Origin of the sequence: Roseobacter ponti (assembly GCF_012932215.1) — a bacterium.
GTDB classification, from domain to species: Bacteria; Pseudomonadota; Alphaproteobacteria; order Rhodobacterales; family Rhodobacteraceae; genus Roseobacter; species Roseobacter ponti.
This window is the reverse complement of the sequence record NZ_CP048788.1, coordinates 1,088,841-1,107,282: the sequence shown is the minus strand read 5'-3', so window position 1 is coordinate 1,107,282 and position 18,442 is coordinate 1,088,841. Positions and strand designations below refer to the sequence as shown.

Sequence of the window (18,442 nt, the reverse complement as noted above, 5' to 3'; positions counted from 1 at the left end):
ATAAGGAACCGTTCCGATGTCCACACCCGCTGTTTCATTCGAAGTCTTTCCGCCCCGCTCGATCGATGCATCCTTTCGCCTGTGGGAAACGGCCCAGGCACTGGCGCCGCTGGCACCGCGGTTTTTCTCGGTGACATATGGCGCGGGCGGCACGACGCGCGATCTGACCCATGACGCCGCCTACACGCTGCGCAAATCGTCCGGCCTGCCGGTCGCGGCGCATCTGACCTGCGTGGGCGCCACGCGCGACGAAACCATGGCCACCGCGCGCCGGTTTGCCAAAGCCGGTGTGACCGATCTTGTGGCCCTGCGCGGTGATGCGCCCGAGGGCAGCGACGGCTTTACCGCCCACCCCGACGGCTTTGCAAATTCCGTGGATCTGATCGAAGCGCTGGCCGCCACGAACCTTTTCACCCTGCGCGTCGGCGCCTATCCGGAAAAACATCCCGAAGCGGCAAGCCAGGCGGCCAGCATTGACTGGCTCAAAGCCAAGATCGACGCAGGTGCCGCCGAGGCGATCACGCAGTTCTTCTTTGAAGCAGAGACCTTTCTGCGCTTCCGCGATGACTGCGCAAAGGCCGGGATCACCGCCCCGATAACACCGGGCATACTGCCGGTGACCAACTGGGCCAGCGCCCGTAAATTCGCCCTGCGCTGCGGCACCAGCGTGCCTCTCTGGCTCGATCAGGCCTTTGAAACCGCAATCCGCGATAACCGCCACGACCTGCTGGCCCGCGCGGTCTGCACGGAGATGTGCTCGGCGCTGGTCGATGAGGGTGTCGAAAACCTGCATTTCTATACGCTGAACCGGCCGGAGCTGACGCGTGAGATCTGCCACGCTCTCGGGGTCACCCAGGCGGAGACAGGCGTGCGCGACGTTGCGTAAACCCTTGAGGCTCTGAGGGCTGCGTTCTAACTGTTGATGACAATCAACAGCGGAGCGCGCCCCATGACCTATGCCGCCAGAACGCCTGACGACCTGACACCCCGAGACCAGATCCTGAGCATGTCAGGGCTGGAGTTCATGCAGGGTATTCTGGACGACAGGATTGCCGGGGCCCCGATCGCGGAAACACTCGGCCTCGATCTTCTGGAGGTTGAAGAGGGTCGCGTCGTCTTCTCCGGCACGCCCGGATTTGGCGCACTGAACCCCAGCGGCGCAGTACACGGCGGCTGGTACGGCACGCTGCTGGATTCCGCGCTGGGATGTGCGGCAATGACAATGGTGCCAAAGGGCTCTGTCTATACAACGCTTGAATACAAGGTGAATATCACCCGGGCGATCCCGCAGGGCACACCGGTGATCTGCACTGCAACGGTCGATCATGCGGGCCGATCGACCTGTGTCGCGAGCGGCGTTATCCGCGGGCGCGACGACGGGCGCGTTTATGCCACGGGCTCGACAACCTGTATCATCATGAAGATCGCCTGATCAGGACCCCGGCAGCGGCACGTTTTCGTGTTTCGCAAGCGCGCGGCAATAGCTCATCCAGTCGCGGAAATCACCTGTGAAGACATATGCGCGGTGCTTTTGAGACCATGCGCTGCATTTGACCGGCCACATGGCATCGACATATCCCGCAGGATCGCTTCGCCCTTCGGTCGCGGCGCGGGCCTCGGCCGAAACTGCCCAGGCTTCGGCAGCATCCAGAAGCTTTTCGCGGGTGCCGTCCCTGTCGACCCAGCCTGCCGCCACCGTATAAAGCGCACCGCACTGTACCATGCTTTCGCTGAGGGGCTGACCTGCGGATAACGGAGCGGCGGCGCTGAGGGCAACTACGGCCAGACATGACATTCGGATCACCAGGGTCTCCTTCACAACCTCTCGCCCGGTTATGTCACATCAAAACGGCAGAATTCTGACCCGTCGCGTCAGACGGTTGTGCCGGTCTGGATCCAGCGCTTCGCCGCAGGCCGGGAGGCTGCACGCAGGCCGACGCTTTCGTGGACCCGTTCTGAGCTGTCCTGCATCCGGATCCGTTTGCGCCGTGACACCAGCCACTTGCCGTGGCCCCGGAAAGTGCCCAGCATCGGCGCTGTCGCATCCTGCACAAAGCGCTGCATCCAGCCTTCGGGCAATGGCAGGCCGCTGGCCTGGGCGCGGCCCAGCAGCCACACCAGCGAGATATTGGCCAGCGGGCGCGCCGCCTCATATCCGCCAAGCTGTCCGCCGATGTCGCCGTGGGTGCCGGCAAACCACATCTGCTCCACCCGACCGCCATAGCCTTCAGGCGTTGACCAGAGCACCGGCGAATAGGCCACGCGCGTCTCATCGATGGCCAGCGCATGGAACCCGGCTTTGACGTTGTGGCTGAGCGCGTGGTTGTGAAAATCGTGCTTCTTGACACTCAGCCGCCAGAGGAACGGCAGGTTCAGCCCGAGTGATTTGACCGTGTCCCAGACCCCGATCATCTCAATCGCGACCGTGTCGTGGCACCGCGCCGATGAAAAGGCCCGCGCGGCATCAGTGCCGGGGTCGTTTTCATAGTGACGATAGATTTCGCGGATATTGCGCTCGGTCGCTTCGTCAGCACGCAGCAGACCCACCAGATCGATGATGCCGGCAAGACTGCGCACCGCATAGGCGCCGCGCGAATAACCCATCAGGTAAATGCGGTCACCTGGTCGGTAACGCGACGCAAGATAACCGTAAGCCCGGCGGATCTGGCGGTTGATCCCGCGCCCGGCAAAAACATCCATCGCCGTGCGCCAGTTGCTCCATTGTAGACCCGGCTCATAGTAGACCGAGACCCTGCCGCCCGTCTCGCGCATCAGCTTATATGTGATCCCGGCATGCGTTTCACAGCCGGGCTCCAGCGAGGACATCGTCCCGTCGAGAATGATAACATGGGTGACCGGTCCGCGACGCGGCGCAAAATCGCTGGCCGGGCGGCGCCATATCCTGCCCCGCAGCCAGCCAAAAAGGCCCTTATTGCGCTGCGATGTCCTCACTTCTGATCAGCTCCCAGACGTTATGCGGGGTAAAGGGCATGTCGGCCTGCCGCACGCCCCGCTCCCAGAGTGCATCCTGTACCGCATTCGCGACGGCCGCCAGCGCACCGACGGTGCCGGCCTCGCCGCACCCCTTCATCCCCATGATATTGGCGGTCGAAGGTACCGGCTCGGACGTGAAACTTATATGGGGAATGTCGCCCGCCCGCGGCAAGGCGTAATCCATAAACGATGCCGTGAGCAGTTGTCCCTCGGTATCATAGACAACCTGCTCGGTGATCGCCTGACCAATGCCCTGAACGACCCCGCCATGCACCTGACCTTCGGCCAGCATCGGGTTGATAAGGTTGCCAAAATCGTCAACGACGCAATAGCGGTCCACAGTGGTCACTCCGGTTTCGGGGTCAATCACTACTTCAGAAATATGGCATCCGTTGGGAAAGCTGCGCGCGGGCAGTTTCGCGCGCGCCTCATGGCTCAGCAGATCGTCGCGCCCGCCATCGCGCGCCATCTCAGCGACCTCCAGCATTGTCGGCGTCAGGTTCGACCCCTCCGCCCGGAAACGCTCGTCATCAAAGCTGATCTCAGAGGCCGGAACGCCCATCTCATCGGCGAGAAAGGCGGTAAAGGCCTCCGTCATCACATCCACTGCGGCCAGTGTCGCATTGTTCTGAACTGTTACAGACCGCGACCCGCCGGTACCGCCGCCTTTGGCAATCCGGTCGCTGTCACCCTGCACAACTTCAATGAGATGCGCGGGGATACCCGTCTGATCGGCCAGGAAACCGGCATAGACCGTCTCATGGCCCTGACCTGTGCTCTGTGTGCCGACAAAGATCGTCACCGTACCATCCTCATTGAACGCAACACGCGCGCCTTCCGAAGGATCGCCCAGAATACTTTCAATATAGTAACAGATGCCGATCCCGCGCATCAGTCCCGTCTTTGCGTCTCTGTCACGCCGCGCGGCAAAGCCCTGAACATCCGCCTCTGCCGCCCCGCGCGCCATCACCCGGGCGAAATCGCCCACGTCATAGGTCTCGCCGGTGGAAGTGTCATAGGGGAACTGGTCCGGTTTGATAAAATTGATCCGGCGCAGCTCAAACGGGTCCACGCCAAGCTCGCGCGCCGCGCGGTCCATCAGCCGCTCCAGCACATAGATCGCCTCGGGCCGCCCCGCCCCGCGATAGGCATCGACCTGTACCGTGTTGGTGTAATAGCCCTCAACCTGCAGCCAGGTGGTCTGCACATCATAGCATCCCATCAGCACCCGGCTGAAAAGCTGCGTCTGGATGGGCTGGCCGAACTGCGAATTATAGGCCCCCAGATTGCATTTGGTGCGCACCCGATAGGCGGTGATTTTGTTGTTGTCGTCAAAAGCAAACTCCGCCAGCGATGTCAGATCGCGCCCGCCGTTATCGCTCAGCATCGCCTCGGTGCGGTCCGACATCCAGGCGACCGGCTTACCGAGTTCCCGCGTGGCATGGGCGCATAGAAAATACTCCGGATAGGCAAAGGCCTTCATGCCGAACCCGCCGCCCACGTCCGGAATGGTCACATGCACCGCTTCCGGATCGAGGTTAAGGGCCTGGGCGATCTGTGCCTTATGCGCCCAGACACCCTGCGCTCCAAGCGCCACATGCAGGCGGTTGCCGTCCCATTCCGCCAGACAGCCGCGCGGCTCCATCGCGTTGCAGATGATGCGGTTGTCGCCCACCTCCAGCGACACACGCCGGGCCGCTTTGGCAAAAGCGGCCTCGGTGGCCGCCTCATCACCCATCCCCCAGTCAAAGGCGCGGTTTTCCGGCGCCTCCGGGTGCACCAGCGGCCCGCCGGGACCGACATCAGTTTTGACGTCCAGATCGTCATACTCAAGCTCGATGAGTTCTGCCGCATCCCGCGCGGCCTCCATGCTATCCGCGACCACAAAAGCCACAGGCTCTCCGACAAAGCGCATCCGGTCTTTGGCAAGGATCGGGCGCGCGGGGGCCGCACCGTCTGTACCATCGCGGTTTTTCACGACAGTGGCGTTCATGTTGATATTGAGCCCCGCGGCATCCAGATCGTCCACCGTATAAACTGCCCGAACTCCCCCCGCCTCACGCGCGGCACTCACATCAAGCCCGGTGATCACACCGTGCGCAACCGGCGCGCGGAACACGACCCCCCTCAGTGCGCCTTTCGGGGCGATATCATCCATATAACGGCCCTGACCGGTCAGAAACCGGACGTCTTCAACCCGTTTGACAGGCTGCGATTTGCCGAATTTGTCCATGGAGGTGGTCCTTTTGAGGGGGGAAGGCTGTGCGGGGGAGAGTAGCCCCGCACCAGCCCTTGTCCAGCCCGTGAGGCACTCAAAAAGCCGCGTGATGGTGAAATCGGGAGCGACTGACCGCACGATGGCCAGGTGGCATGATGCAGGACTACCTGTGGCAGGATTTGCCTTATGCCGGCCCCGGGGACGTTTTACCGCGGCCTTGTCGGATCTCATTAATCAGGCGGGCTCTTTACGCCCGTCGCCTTTGCGCAATACGATGTGGTTTTTAAGGCCCGGGCGAACGCCATGCTGGCGGGGCCTGCCGGTTACGGGAGGGATCTGCACATGAGCAGCGCGAAAATGGACCACGTGGGCTTCACACAGATGAAGGACGGCACGGCGGAAGACTACGCCTTTCTGACCGAACACGAGGTGGAATACACCAAAGGAACCGCGTCCCGGCTGCTGAATGCGCTGGTGAGCCTTGATGAGAGCCTCTCGGGCTATCAGATCACGCGGCTGGGCCACTCGCTGCAGTCGGCCACGCGCGCCGAGCGGGACCGGGCGGATACCGACTGGATCGTGTCGGCGCTGCTGCACGACATCGGTGATATCTTTGCGCCATATAACCACGACGAATACGCGGCAACGATCCTGCGGCCTTTTGTGCGCGAACAGTGCGCCTGGGTGGTGGAGAAACACGGCGATTTCCAGATGATCTATTACGGGCATCACGTGGGCGGCAATCCGGATAAACGTGACGCTTACGCGGGGCATATGTACTTTGATGACTGTGCGACGTTCTGCGAGCGCTGGGATCAGGCGAGCTTTGATCCGGACTACGACACGCTGCCGCTGGCGCATTTTGCACCGCGCGTAGAAGAGGTTTTCGCCAGACCACCATGGGATGCGGAGGTTCTGCGCCCAGGCGTAAGGGTGCCGCTCGTCGCAGGCTGACGGGCGGGTGCACAGGCGAAGCCTCAGGCAGGCCATCGAGGCCTGCCTGAGGCTGCCCGGCCACGCCCGGGCCCGGCGCAGCACCGAAAACGCGACGCGTGACCTTTCCCTTTGTGCTCTGCTCCGCTAGATCAGCGCTCATCACGTAAATGAGGGTGCGATCATGGCGCTGGACAAAACATTTGACGCAAAAGCGGCCGAAGACCGCCTCTATGCAGCCTGGGAAAAGGCCGGCGCTTTTGCAGCCGGGGCCAATGCCTCACGCAGCGAGACCTTTTCCATTATGATCCCCCCGCCAAATGTGACGGGCTCACTGCACATGGGGCATGCGTTTAACAACACACTGCAGGACATCCTGACCCGCTGGCACCGGATGCGCGGGTTCGACACGCTCTGGCAGCCCGGCACCGATCACGCAGGCATCGCCACGCAGATGGTCACCGAACGCGAAATGGCCGCCAACGGCGAGCCCACGCGCGCCGAGATGGGCCGCGACAAATTCCTCGCACGCGTCTGGGAGCAGAAGGTAAAATCCCGCGGCACCATCATCGGCCAGCTCAAACGTCTGGGCGCCTCCTGCGACTGGTCGCGCGAGGCCTTTACCATGGGCGGCGCACCGGGCGATCCGGAAGCCGGCCGGGGACCCGATTTCCACGATGCGGTGATCAAGGTCTTTGTGGATATGTACAACAAAGGCCTGATTTACCGCGGCAAGCGCCTGGTGAACTGGGACCCGCATTTCGAGACGGCGATCTCCGATCTTGAGGTCGAGAACATCGAGACCGACGGCTTCATGTGGCACTTTAAATACCCGCTCGCGGGCGGTGCCACCTATGAATATGTGGAAAAGGACGAGGACGGCAATGAGACCCTGCGCGAGACGCGCGACTATATCTCCATTGCCACCACGCGGCCCGAAACCATGCTGGGCGACGGCGCGGTTGCCGTTCACCCGACAGATGAGCGTTATGCGCCAATCATCGGAAAACTATGTGAAATCCCGGTCGGCCCGAAAGAGCACCGCCGGCTTATCCCGATCATCACCGACGAATACCCCGACCCCGCCTTTGGCTCCGGTGCGGTGAAGATCACCGGGGCGCATGACTTCAACGACTACGCCGTGGCCATGCGCAACAACATTCCGCTTTACGCGCTGCTGGACACCAAAGGCCGGATGCGCGCGGACGGACGACCTTACGAAGACTCCGCCGAAGAGGCGGGGCGCATTGCGGACCTGTGGGTCGAAATGCACAAAAGCACCGAAGGCCGCTTTCAGTCGCCCTCAGAGCAACCTGCGCCCGATGTGAGTGACGTCAATCTGGTGCCCGAAGATCTGCGCGGACTTGACCGGTTCGAGGCGCGCAAAAAGGTTGTGGAACAGATCACCGCCGAGGGTCTCGCGGTCATGCACCGCGTGCCGGTGATCGACGAAGAGGACGGGCAGGAAAGCAGCGAGCTTGCCCCGCTCGTTGAGGCCAAAAAGATCATGCAGCCGTTTGGCGACCGCTCAAAAGTGGTGATCGAACCGATGCTCACGGATCAGTGGTTTGTGGACACCGCGCAGATCGTGCAGCCCGCGATCGATGCCGTGCGCAATGGCGAGACGGAAATCCTCCCCGAGCAGGACAAGAAGGTCTATTTCAACTGGCTCGAAAACATCGAGCCCTGGTGCATCTCGCGGCAGCTCTGGTGGGGGCATCAGATTCCGGTGTGGTACGGGCCCACTTGCGAAACCGACGCTGATGGCAACTCAGCGCTGACCGGGAGAGTCCAGCGGGATGCTGGGTTTGGAGAAAGCTACGATACGTCGAATGCAAAGGTATTCTGCGCTGCTTCAATCGAAGATTTGATTGCACAAGCACGCGATTATTATCCAGACGATTTCGAGATCGTGGCGGCAGATTTTGACTCGCCTGGTTTCCAGATAAGAAAGCCGCGTGACGGAAAATCAGGTGTCATTGAATTAGGTCGCGACCCCGACGTTCTCGACACCTGGTTCTCCTCAGGCCTCTGGCCCATCGGCACGCTCGGCTGGACCGGTAACGCGGAGAAAGACGCAGACAATGAGGCGCTGCAGAAATACTTCCCCACTTCCGTTCTGATCACCGGCTTTGACATCATCTTCTTCTGGGTCGCCCGGATGATGATGATGCAATACGCCGTGGTCGGGCAGAAGCCCTTCGACACCGTCTATGTGCACGCGCTGGTGCGCGACGAAAAGGGCAAGAAGATGTCCAAGTCGCTTCGCAATGTCATCGACCCGCTCGACATGATCGACGAATTCGGGGCCGACGCCGTGCGCTTTACGCTCACAGCGATGGCCGCCATGGGGCGTGACCTGAAGCTTTCGACGCAGCGCATCGCCGGCTACCGCAATTTCGGCACCAAACTCTGGAACGCCTGCCGGTTTGCTGAGATGAACGGGGTTTTTGAGCATCGCGCGAAAACGGTGCACGATCAGTGCACAGGTGGTGCACGCCCTGTGCATCCCCGTGCACCGGTCAATAAATGGATCATCGGCGAGACCGCCCGCGTCCGCGAAGAGATCGACGCAGCGCTCGAAAACTACCGGTTCAATGACGCGGCCAATGCGGCCTATGCCTTTGTCTGGGGCAAGGTCTGTGACTGGTATGTGGAGCTCAGCAAACCGCTGCTGCAGGACGAGGCCAACGCCGAATTCGCACCCGAGACGCGCGAGACGATGGCCTGGGTTCTGGACCAGTGCATGATCCTGCTGCACCCGGTCATGCCCTTCATCACCGAAGAGCTCTGGGCCGCCACGGGCACCCGTGAAAAGATGCTGGTGCACGCTGACTGGCCTGACTACAAAGCCGCCGATCTTGTTGATGCGGACGCCGACCGGGAGCTCACCTGGGTGATCAGCCTGATTGAGGCGATCCGTTCTGCGCGCGCGCAGATGCATGTGCCGGCAGGGCTTTATGTGCCGCTGGTTGTCACCGACATTGATGCCGCCGGAGAGGCCGCCTGGGCGCGCAACGAGGTGATGATCAAACGGCTCGCCCGGGTCGGTGATCTGAGCCGCGCAGAGAGCTTCCCCAAGGGGACCGTATCGCTTGCCGTCCCCGGCGCTTCCTTCGGGCTTCCGCTGGCGGATATCATTGATATCGCGGAAGAAAAGGCGCGGCTGGAGAAATCCCTGGGCAAGCTCACCAAAGAGCTTGGCGGCCTGCGCGGGCGGCTGAACAACCCGAAATTCGCAGCCTCCGCGCCGGAAGAGGTGGTCGAGGAAACCCGTGCCAATCTGGCGCTGCGCGAAGAGGAAGAGACGCAGCTGAAAGAGGCGCTGGCGCGGCTGGCCGAACTGGGCTGAGCCGGCGCGCGGCAGACGGGCAGCGCCGGCGCGTCACCCGGTTTGCAAACCGGCCTGACGCTCTTTGCAAACCGTAGTGCTATTTGAAAACCGGCGCCCGTTTGCCGAACTGCGCGGCCACGACCTCCATCTGCTCAGGTGTGCCTAAAAGACCGGCCTGGGCCTCCGCCTCAGCCATCAGGACAGCGTCCGGTGCGGCCGTCTCAGCAGTCTCCATCAGCGTCTTAGCCGCCCGGATCGCCTTCGGGCTTTTCTCTGCGATTTCAGCGGCTAATGCCATGGCGGCCTCAAGCGGATCCGCCGCAATTTCCGTCACCAGCCCCCAGCGCTCCGCCTGTTCTGCACTGACAGGAGCGGCGGTATACACCAGCCGTCGCATCACGTCAGAGCGCACAAGACGCGGCAGCAGCACCATACCGCCCATGTCAGGCACGATGCCCCATTTCAATTCCATCACCGCCAGCATGGTGTCAGGCGCCGCGAGGCGGATATCGGCGCCAAGAGCGAGTTGCATGCCGGCACCAAAAACCTGCCCGTGCAGAGCGGCAATTACCGGCACCGGCAGGCGGTGCCACGCCATCGTAACCTCCTGCCACTGGTTCGTTGTGCCCCCGCCATGGGTGCGCGGCACGATCAGCGCCTGCATGTCCTGCCCGATCATCGCACCAAGGCCCGCCAGATCAATTCCGGCGCAGAACGCACTGCCCTGCCCGCTCAGCACCACAACACGCGCATTCGAGCCCGCCACCTGATCCGCCGCCGCGATCAACGCATCAATCATCTCCTGATCCATCGCGTTTTTCTTGTCCGGACGGGTCAGCGTGACGCGGGCAATGTGATCTTCGGTCAGAACCTCGATGCGGGCCATGGCGGTCTCCATTTGTGATTTTTTCACAGAACCGCAAACGCATGCCGGGGGCCAGCAAAACGTGACGGCACGCCTGCTCTTGCCCCCGTGACCTCTGTGCACTTAAGTGGTGGCATGACGCATTTCCGACTGACCCCGCTGGCCGCCTCCCTGCCTGACACCGTGCCCTTCGTCGGCCCCGAAACCCGGGAGCGTCAGAAAGGGCAGGGATTTCGGGCAAGGCTCGGCGCAAATGAGAACGTGTTCGGACCCTCGCCGGAAGCGATCCGTGCCATGGCGGAAACGCCACTGTGGATGTATGGCGACCCGGAAAGCTATGATCTGCGCGAGGCTCTTGCCCGCCACCTGGTAACACCCGCAGAAACCATCATGGTCGGTGAAGGCATCGACGGACTTCTGGGTTATCTTGCGCGGCTGATGGTGGGTCCGGGGGACGCGGTTGTGACATCAGACGGGGCTTATCCCACGTTCAGTTATCACGTGGCAGGCTTTGGAGGGGTGCTTCACAAAGTGCCGTATGACGGTGATCACGAGGACCTCAGCGGCCTTTTTGCAAAGGCTGCGGAAACCCGCGCCAAACTCGTCTATCTGTCGAATCCCGACAACCCGATGGGCAGCTTTCATACCGGCGATCAGATTGCGGCGGCGATGGATGACCTGCCGGCGGGTACTCTGCTGATCCTCGACGAAGCCTATATCGAATGCGCGCCGGAAACCGCACAGGTGCCGTTGCCCTGGGACGACCCGCGCCTCATTCGCCTGCGCACCTTTTCAAAAGCCTATGGTCTCGCTGGTGCACGCGTGGGCTATGCCATCGGCGCGCCCGATCTGATTGCCGCCTTCAATAAAGTACGCAATCACTTCGGGATGAACCGGGCAGCCCAGGCGGGTGCACTCGCCGCGCTTCAGGACGATGTCTGGCTGCGCTCGGTACTGGCGCGCATTGTTTCTGCGCGGTTGCGGATTTCCGAGATCGCAGGCGCCTGTGGCCTCCGACCGCTGGCCTCGGCTGCGAATTTTGTGACAATCGACTGTGGCAAAGACGCAGATTTTGCAAAGCGCGTGCTCACAGAACTGGATGCGCGGGGCGTTTTTGTGCGCATGCCCTTTGTCGCACCGCAAAACCGCTGCATCCGGATCAGTTGCGGAACGCCTGCTCAGCTGGAAATTCTGGCAGAGGCCCTGCCCGACGCGGTAAAAAACACAGAAAACTGCTGACGGATCGCAGCGCAGGGCTATAGTTTTTATCAGGAGCCAACCTGTGAGGCATTAAATGGAAAATCACAAACTGGGTCGTGCACCGGACTTTACCAATGCCTGCATCGTGATGTTCGGCGTGAATCTGGGCTGGGTGCTGCTGTTTCTTTTCGCGATCTACGGGCTTGTTGCGGCGGTTTTTATCTGCCTTATCGTCAATCACTGGCTGAACTGGGTCGCAGTGAGGCGCAGGCAGGCGGATCAGCTCTATGCCGGCAAAACGCCCGGCTGATCAGCTCTCTGCAATGATCTCAGATGCGGCATCCAGCGCGCCACGGCCGTGCTCAAGGCCAAGTGCTGCCATGCCCGACTGGATGCCCCCCAGCAGACCCATGATCATGTGACCGTTGACGTGACCCATATGCCCCAGACGGAAATACCCGTGCCACGCCGGATCGCCCGCGGGCGCCATGCCGAGGCCGATGCCCAGCGTCAGGCCCAGATGCGCTTCGGTCCACTCGCGCAGCGCTGTCGCCTGCGGGCTTTCCAGCTGCAGCCCGGTAACTGAATGGCTGCGGCGGGCCGGGTCCCGAACGGTCATGCGCAGGTTGCCACGCTGCCCCCAGGCATCGCAGGCAGCCCAGATCGCGCGTGCAAAAACCTCGTGACGCGCCCAGATGTTTTCGATCCCTTCTGCGTGGATCATGTCGAGTGCTGTGCGCAGGCCATAGACGTGATGCGTGGGTGCCGTGCCGTGCCAGTAATGCATGAACATCCCGGGGCTGGCACGCGGCGTCCAGTCCCAGTAGCGGCTGACCCGGGTCATCTTTTCGCGCACGGCGGCCGCTTTGTCGTTGAAGAAGACAAAGCTCATACCGGGCGGCACCATCAGGCCTTTCTGGCTGCCGGTAACCATCACGTCGACACCCCAGCCGTCCATCTCAAAGACATCACATGCCAGCGAGGCGATACAGTCCACCATCAGCAGTGCAGGATGGCCCGCAGCATCCATCGCCGCCCTGAGCGCGACAATATCGTTGCGCAGCGAGGTCGAAGTATCCACATGCACCGCCAGCACGGCTTTGATCCGCTGCGCGCTGTCTTCCACCAGTGCCTGAGTGATCCGTGCCATATCCATCGGCTGACCCAGCGCGGTATCCACCTTGACCACCTCGCCGCCGAGGCCTTCCGCCGTATCGCCCCAGCCCCAGGAAAAATGACCCGTGCGCGGCACCAGCACCTGATCACCCGGTTCGATCACATTGGCCAGTGCGGCCTCCCAGGCGGCATGCCCGTTCCCGATGTAAATGGCCACATCATGCTTTGTGCGCGCGACCTTTTTCAGATCCTCCGTGATCCCCGGCATCATATCCGGCAGTTCGCCCGCATAGATATTGGGCGCAGGCCGGTGCATCGCATTCAGCACCGCCTCAGGGATCACCGAAGGCCCCGGGATCGCGAGGTAACCGCGTCCTGCGGCAGGGTTGGGTTTGCCGGCCATAAATTCCGTCCTTTTGCTTTGGCGCAACACTAGCCCCCGGGTTGCCCGCGTCAATCGCCACCTGCCTTGCTTTGCCCCTGTGAGAGGCCTACACCCGGAGATCACCGGACAGGCACGGCGGTCCGGCGCAGCAAAAAGGCTTTCGATGCGCGATAACGATCAGGCTTCTGCCCATCTGATGAAATGGTTGTGGCGCGGGTACCTGAACCGCCACCTGGGCACGCTTGCCGTCGCGGTTTTCTTTATGATCATCGAAGGATCAATGCTGGGCGCGCTCGCCTGGCTCATGCAGCCGATGTTCGATCAGGTCTTCGTGGCCGGTCAGAGCTCAATGCTGGCGGTGGTCGGCGCGGTGCTCATCGGCATTTTCCTGATGCGTGCGGTTTCCGGCGTCATGCAGAAAGTCCTGCTGACACGCATCGCGGAGAAATCCGCGGCAAGCCTGCGCAATGACCTGCTGGGCCGCATGATGCAGCAGGACGGCACCTTTCATCAGTCTCACCCGCCTGGGTTTCTGATCCAGCGTGTTCAGTCCGACGTGAACGCTGTAAATGACGTCTGGCGCGCCATCGTCACCGGGGCCGGGCGCGATTTCATTGGCTTGTTTGTGCTGCTCGGCGTGGCGATCAGCGTGGACCCGGTCTGGGCGCTGCTGGCCTGTATCGGCATCCCGGTGCTGGTGATGCCCGCCGCCCTGGCACAGCGTTTCGTGCGCAAACGCGCCCGTGAAGCCCGCGATCTGGGCGCGTCGCTTTCCAACAGGCTGGATGAGATTTTCCACGGCATCGTGCAGATCAAGCTTAATGGTGCAGAAGAATACCAGGCCCGCCAGTACCGTAACCTGACAGATCAGTATGTGCGCACCCAGGTCCGCACGATCTTTGGCTCCGCTGCAATCCCGGCAATGATCGATATCATTTCTGGTTTCGGCTTTCTGGCCGTGATCATTTATGGCGGCTCAGAGATCATCGCAGGCGAAAAATCCATCGGTCAGTTCATGAGCTTTTTCACCGCCATGGGGTTTGCCTTTGACCCGATGCGGCGACTGGGCGCGATCAGCGGATTGTGGCAGACGGCTGCCGCCTCCATTGAGCGGATCAAAGAACTTATGGACGCTCCGATCAGGCTGACCTCTCCCGCCTCCCCGGCTGCGGCCCCCACCGGCACGCCGGATATCCGCCTTGAAAACGTATCACTGAGCTATGGTGAGGCGCGTATTCTGGAAGATCTCAACCTGACCGCGGAGGCAGGCCAGACAACGGCGCTGGTTGGTGCCTCAGGGGCCGGCAAATCGACGATTTTCAACCTGCTGACCCGTCTGGTGGATCCCGATGCCGGAAAGATCCTGATCGGTGGCGTTGCAACCGATGCGATTTCGCTCTCCGATCTGCGCGGGCTTTACTCGGTCGTCACTCAGGAAGCGTTGCTCTTTGACGAAACCCTGCGCGAGAACATTCTGATGGGGCGCGAGGATGTCTCGGATGAAGACCTTGTGCCCGTGCTTGATGCCGCGCATGTCACCAGCTTTCTGGCCAAACTGCCCGCCGGTCTCGACACGCGCGTGGGCCCGCGCGGCTCTGCCCTCTCGGGGGGCCAGCGCCAGCGGGTTGTGATCGCCCGCGCGCTGCTGCGCGACACCCCCGTTCTGCTGCTGGATGAGGCGACCTCCGCCCTCGATGCCCAGTCCGAAAAGGTGGTTCAGGAAGCCCTCGACACACTTGCCGAGGGGCGCACCACGCTGGTCATCGCACACCGGCTCTCAACCGTACGCGGTGCCGACAAGATCGTTGTTATGGACCGGGGCCGCGTTGTGGACGAAGGCGCGCATGACGAACTGCTGGAGCGGGGCGGCATTTATGCTGATCTCTACCGCCTGCAGTTTCAGGACGGCAAAACAGTGACCGACAACCGCGCCAGGGGCCCCGCTGCCCGCCATGACCCTGCGGTTCCCGCCACGTCGGGTCTTTTGCAGAAACTCAGCTCGATTATCTTCCGCTAGCGCCGGTAGCTTTCAGCAAGCCGCGCCGGCGACACGCCGCAGAAATACCGGGTGAGTGTCCACAGATTGCGGGCCCCGCGGCGCAGCCAGCCCTGCTGCACATAGCGTGCCGGTGATGTCTGCGCGACGGCATCAATCATCCTCAAACGCCCCGAAAGCGCCCGCGCAAGAGCGACATCCTCCATCAGCGGCTGATCACGATACCCTCCCACGCTGCGGTAAAGGGCCGCCGGCACAAGCAGCCCCTGGTCGCCGTAGGGTAGCCCCGAGCGGCTGCGCAGGTTGGCCCATGCTGCAACAAGACGCCCGGCAATCCCGCCGGCCCCGAAGGCCAGCCGGAACCAGCCGGCCTGATCAGTTTCCAGATGCCGGATCACAGGCCCGACCCAGTCCGGCTGAAGCGCGGTATCCGCATGCAACACCAGCAGCCATTTGCCCTGCGCTGCATCACAGCCGCGCGCAAGCTGCCCGCCACGGGAGGCCGGACCGCTGACCACTTCCGCACCCCAGGCCCGCGCGACCGCAACGGTGTCGTCGGTCGAGCTGCCGTCTGTGACGATCAGTTCCCGGATCAGCCCGGCTTCTAACCCAGGCATCAGCGCCGCCAGACAACTGCCCAGCCGCGTTTCTGCATTCAATGTCGGTACGATAACCGATATCGGTGCGCGCATATCTTGACGCCTCTTCCCCTTGGCAGTTGTAACCTTATATGGCACCCAGAGGCCGGTGAGGAGACCCCTATGTCCAAACGTCGCACCCTGAAACTGACCGGCCATGATGTGGATGATTTTCTGCAGGGGCTGATCACCAACGATATTGCCAGGCTGAAAAACGGGCTGGTCTATGCGGCGCTGCTGACGCCACAGGGCAAATACATCGCTGATTTCTTCCTGCTACGCCAGGGCGACGTGGTGCTGCTGGATGTGGCGGATCCGCTGGCAGATATGCTGCTGGCGAGGCTTAATATGTACAAACTGCGCGCCGATGTCGCGATTGCGCCGGTCGACCTGCATGTCCACCGGGGCACAGGAGAGAGACCTGAGGACGGCTTTGCCGACCCGCGTCACGAGGCCCTGGGCTGGCGCGCGTATCGGGACACACCTCAGGAGGATGACGACACGGACTGGACAGCGCTGCGTGTGGCGCACCTTATCCCGCAAAGCGGTGTGGAACTCACGCCTGATACATTTATCCTCGAGGCAGGATTTGAGCGGCTGAACGGCGTGGATTTCCGCAAGGGATGCTATGTCGGACAGGAAGTTACCGCCCGCATGAAACACAAAACCGAGTTGCGCAAGGGGCTGGCGCGGGTATCTGTGCAAGGGCCGGCAGAGACCGGGGAAGACATCACCGTTTCCGGCAAACCGGCTGGCACCCTGCTCACCCGAAGCGGAGATGCGGCCATCGCGTACCTGCGCTATGACCGGGCAAAAGAACCGATGCAGGCGGGAACGGCCCGCGTCCTGCGGACGGACGCATAACCGACACCCCACAAAGAAAAGCCCCCGCCATGGCGGGGGCTTTGCAATCTGCGAACTTTCAAGGACGTCAGGCGCGTTCGGAATATTCCATCGTCTCGGTGTTTACGACGATATCCTCATCCTGACCCACAAAGGGCGGGACCATGACTTTCACGCCATTGTCCAGCACGGCAGGTTTGAACGAATTCGCAGCCGTCTGGCCTTTGACGACCGGTTCGGTTTCGACGATCTTGCAGACCACCTTTTGCGGCAGCGTGGCGTTGAGCGCCTCGTCATCATAGAATTCTACCACGAGTGTCATGCCGTCCTGCAGAAACGGGCGGCGCTCGCCCAGAAGCTCAGCGGGCAGTTGCACCTGTTCATACGTTTCAGTGTCCATTACAACGAGCATGCCCGCATCTTCATACAGAAACTGCTGGTCTTTCTGCTCCAGGCGAACCCGCTCGACCTTGTCGGCGCTGCGGAAACGTTCATTGAGTTTGGAACCATTGCGCAGGTTACGGAGTTCCACCTGAGCAAAAGCGCCACCTTTACCGGGTTTTACATGATCGACTTTGACAGCCGCCCACAGACCACCGTTGTGCTCCAGAACGTTTCCGGGGCGAATTTCGTTTCCGTTAATTTTTGGCATGGGTCCGGCCTGTGGCAAAAGGTTGTTGAATTGTTAAGGCACCCTATATCTGCAGGACAAAGGGGTGACAAGGCAACCATACCTTATGATGCAGGTGCGAAAAGCCATGCAAATTTTGCATACGGGCCATGCGATTACAGGGTATCCGAATCGACCAAAACCCTCCATAAGGGACGTCACGCCGGAAAGACAAGAGCAAGAATAATGGAAAGGACGACGAGATGAAAGATTTCGTTGACGGCACAGCCTTCAATAACGAGCAAGGCAATCGTGCACGCAAACTTTTTGCAGCTGTGGTACTGGCTGCACTGGACGACGCCATCGCCGACGACAAGAAGTACGGCAATGGTCCTGAGCAGATTGCCCGCTGGGCACGGTCCCGTGATGGCCGTGAGGTACTGAGCTGTGCGGGCATTGACCCCAACGAGCGTGTGGTCTCTGGCCTTATGGATTTCGTGGGCAAAGGTGTGCGAACATCTGTTGCTCTGTCACGCGAGGAATCGGAGCGCCGCAACGCCGCGCAGCAAGCCGAAGCCGCGTAACAACAGGCTGAATTCTTTACACAAAAGCGCGCCCTCTCTTAGGGCGCGCTTTTGTGCGTTTTCAGGCCATGCCAAAGACGAAGAGCCATTGGCGCACGACCCAGAGTTCAGCCGCCAGAAGAACCAGAACCACCACAGAGAGCCACGGGCCGACCCTTCGTCGCCACAACACCAGAGCCGCAACCACTGCCACAAAGGCCTCAAGCGGCGCAACCAGATGCGCCCCCTGCCCTCTGTCCCAGTAGCTGTAGGGGCTTTCGTATATCCACCCCGAGAGTGGCCAGAAATGCGCCCGACCGTCGTCATGATGCAGCGGAAAATCGAGGCATAAATGCAACAACGCGGCCCCTGTAAGGGCTGTCGCCCATGCGCTGCGGTGCCAGAGTGCCAGCGCGGCAAGGATGCCCCAGACTGTGAATGAATTGTCGATCGCAAAAACCGTTTGCCAGCTCTGGGAAAAGTAAAGCTCATCGAAAACCACGCGTGGCGGAACGGCAAAGAGATAGAGCGCGCCGCCGGCCATGAGATAGAGCGACAGATCGGGCAGCAACGCCCCCGCCAGCGCAGCGAGAACGATCGGGCGGTCTCCGCTGCGCGCCATCGCGGCAGCCCCCAGGAGCAGATGGGCAGGCGTGTTCATCAGGGCGTTCCTCAGAGATCGGCTGTCAGTCTGCTCGAAACGCGAAGCGGCTGTAAGCCCTCAAGTGTCCTGGGCCGTGTCGTCCC

17 protein-coding genes are annotated in these 18,442 nt (G+C 61.5%); 9 read left to right on the top strand and 8 right to left on the bottom strand.

What is annotated here, in order from left to right; all coding sequences use genetic code 11:
• Positions 1-16 precede the first annotated feature (16 nt).
• The gene (gene metF / locus G3256_RS05415) at positions 17-886 is read left to right on the top strand and encodes a methylenetetrahydrofolate reductase [NAD(P)H] (protein WP_169639850.1); all 870 of its coding nucleotides are present in this window, start codon (positions 17-19) and stop codon (positions 884-886) included.
• A 63-nt stretch (positions 887-949) separates the two neighbouring features.
• Entirely contained in the window at positions 950-1,432 is a 483-nt protein-coding gene (locus G3256_RS05410) for a PaaI family thioesterase (protein WP_169639849.1), read from the top strand.
• Here the strand turns inward: G3256_RS05410 and G3256_RS05405 are convergent, their stop codons facing one another.
• From G3256_RS05405 to G3256_RS05395, 3 genes are all read right to left on the bottom strand, one after another.
• Positions 1,433-1,804 (bottom strand): hypothetical protein, encoded by a 372-nt coding sequence (locus G3256_RS05405; RefSeq protein WP_169639848.1) that lies wholly within the window; start codon positions 1,802-1,804, stop codon positions 1,433-1,435.
• Positions 1,805-1,872: 68 nt separating this feature from the next.
• A complete protein-coding gene (locus G3256_RS05400) occupies positions 1,873-2,952 on the bottom strand; it encodes a DUF2235 domain-containing protein (RefSeq protein WP_169639847.1) in 1,080 nt (359 codons plus the stop codon).
• The gene (locus G3256_RS05395; protein ID WP_169639846.1) at positions 2,930-5,227 is read right to left on the bottom strand and encodes a xanthine dehydrogenase family protein molybdopterin-binding subunit; all 2,298 of its coding nucleotides are present in this window, start codon (positions 5,225-5,227) and stop codon (positions 2,930-2,932) included. The genes G3256_RS05400 and G3256_RS05395 overlap by 23 nt, the downstream gene beginning before the upstream one ends.
• A 342-nt stretch (positions 5,228-5,569) precedes the next feature.
• On the opposite strand from G3256_RS05395, the gene G3256_RS05390 reads away from it, so the two are divergent.
• Positions 5,570-6,166, top strand: a complete 597-nt coding sequence (locus tag G3256_RS05390; protein WP_169642337.1) for an HD domain-containing protein — start codon at positions 5,570-5,572, stop codon at positions 6,164-6,166.
• Between the two features lie 163 nt (positions 6,167-6,329).
• Positions 6,330-9,497: a valine--tRNA ligase gene (locus G3256_RS05385; RefSeq protein WP_169639845.1), complete on the top strand. Its 3,168-nt coding sequence runs from the start codon at positions 6,330-6,332 to the stop codon at positions 9,495-9,497.
• A gap of 79 nt (positions 9,498-9,576) precedes the next feature.
• Here the strand turns inward: G3256_RS05385 and G3256_RS05380 are convergent, their stop codons facing one another.
• Positions 9,577-10,365: a crotonase/enoyl-CoA hydratase family protein gene (locus G3256_RS05380; RefSeq protein ID WP_169639844.1), complete on the bottom strand. Its 789-nt coding sequence runs from the start codon at positions 10,363-10,365 to the stop codon at positions 9,577-9,579.
• 114 nt (positions 10,366-10,479) lie between these two features.
• On the opposite strand from G3256_RS05380, the gene G3256_RS05375 reads away from it, so the two are divergent.
• Positions 10,480-11,583: a pyridoxal phosphate-dependent aminotransferase gene (locus G3256_RS05375; protein WP_169639843.1), complete on the top strand. Its 1,104-nt coding sequence runs from the start codon at positions 10,480-10,482 to the stop codon at positions 11,581-11,583.
• A 55-nt stretch (positions 11,584-11,638) separates the two neighbouring features.
• Positions 11,639-11,854: a hypothetical protein gene (locus G3256_RS05370; protein ID WP_169639842.1), complete on the top strand. Its 216-nt coding sequence runs from the start codon at positions 11,639-11,641 to the stop codon at positions 11,852-11,854.
• On the opposite strand, the gene G3256_RS05365 is transcribed toward G3256_RS05370, so the two are convergent.
• A complete protein-coding gene (locus tag G3256_RS05365) occupies positions 11,855-13,063 on the bottom strand; it encodes a pyridoxal-phosphate-dependent aminotransferase family protein (protein ID WP_169639841.1) in 1,209 nt (402 codons plus the stop codon).
• A 145-nt stretch (positions 13,064-13,208) separates the two neighbouring features.
• On the opposite strand from G3256_RS05365, the gene G3256_RS05360 reads away from it, so the two are divergent.
• On the top strand, positions 13,209-15,062 hold the full coding sequence (locus tag G3256_RS05360) for an ABC transporter ATP-binding protein (protein ID WP_169639840.1): 1,854 nt from the start codon (positions 13,209-13,211) through the stop codon (positions 15,060-15,062).
• Here the strand turns inward: G3256_RS05360 and G3256_RS05355 are convergent.
• On the bottom strand, positions 15,059-15,733 hold the full coding sequence (locus G3256_RS05355; protein WP_169639839.1) for a TIGR04283 family arsenosugar biosynthesis glycosyltransferase: 675 nt from the start codon (positions 15,731-15,733) through the stop codon (positions 15,059-15,061). The two genes, G3256_RS05360 and G3256_RS05355, sit on opposite strands and share 4 nt — an antisense overlap.
• Positions 15,734-15,802: 69 nt before the next feature.
• Between G3256_RS05355 and ygfZ the strand changes: the two genes are divergently transcribed.
• Positions 15,803-16,543, top strand: coding sequence for a CAF17-like 4Fe-4S cluster assembly/insertion protein YgfZ (gene ygfZ, locus G3256_RS05350; RefSeq protein WP_169639838.1), 741 nt, complete (start codon positions 15,803-15,805; stop codon positions 16,541-16,543).
• A gap of 67 nt (positions 16,544-16,610) precedes the next feature.
• Here ygfZ and efp read toward each other — a convergent pair whose 3' ends face one another.
• Positions 16,611-17,174, bottom strand: a complete 564-nt coding sequence (efp, locus tag G3256_RS05345) for an elongation factor P (RefSeq protein WP_169639837.1) — start codon at positions 17,172-17,174, stop codon at positions 16,611-16,613.
• Between the two features lie 221 nt (positions 17,175-17,395).
• On the opposite strand from efp, the gene G3256_RS05340 reads away from it, so the two are divergent.
• The gene (locus G3256_RS05340; protein WP_114885126.1) at positions 17,396-17,716 is read left to right on the top strand and encodes a DUF6280 family protein; all 321 of its coding nucleotides are present in this window, start codon (positions 17,396-17,398) and stop codon (positions 17,714-17,716) included.
• A 61-nt stretch (positions 17,717-17,777) separates the two neighbouring features.
• On the opposite strand, the gene G3256_RS05335 is transcribed toward G3256_RS05340, so the two are convergent.
• Positions 17,778-18,356: a cobalamin biosynthesis protein CobQ gene (locus tag G3256_RS05335; protein WP_169639836.1), complete on the bottom strand. Its 579-nt coding sequence runs from the start codon at positions 18,354-18,356 to the stop codon at positions 17,778-17,780.
• Positions 18,357-18,442 lie beyond the last annotated feature (86 nt).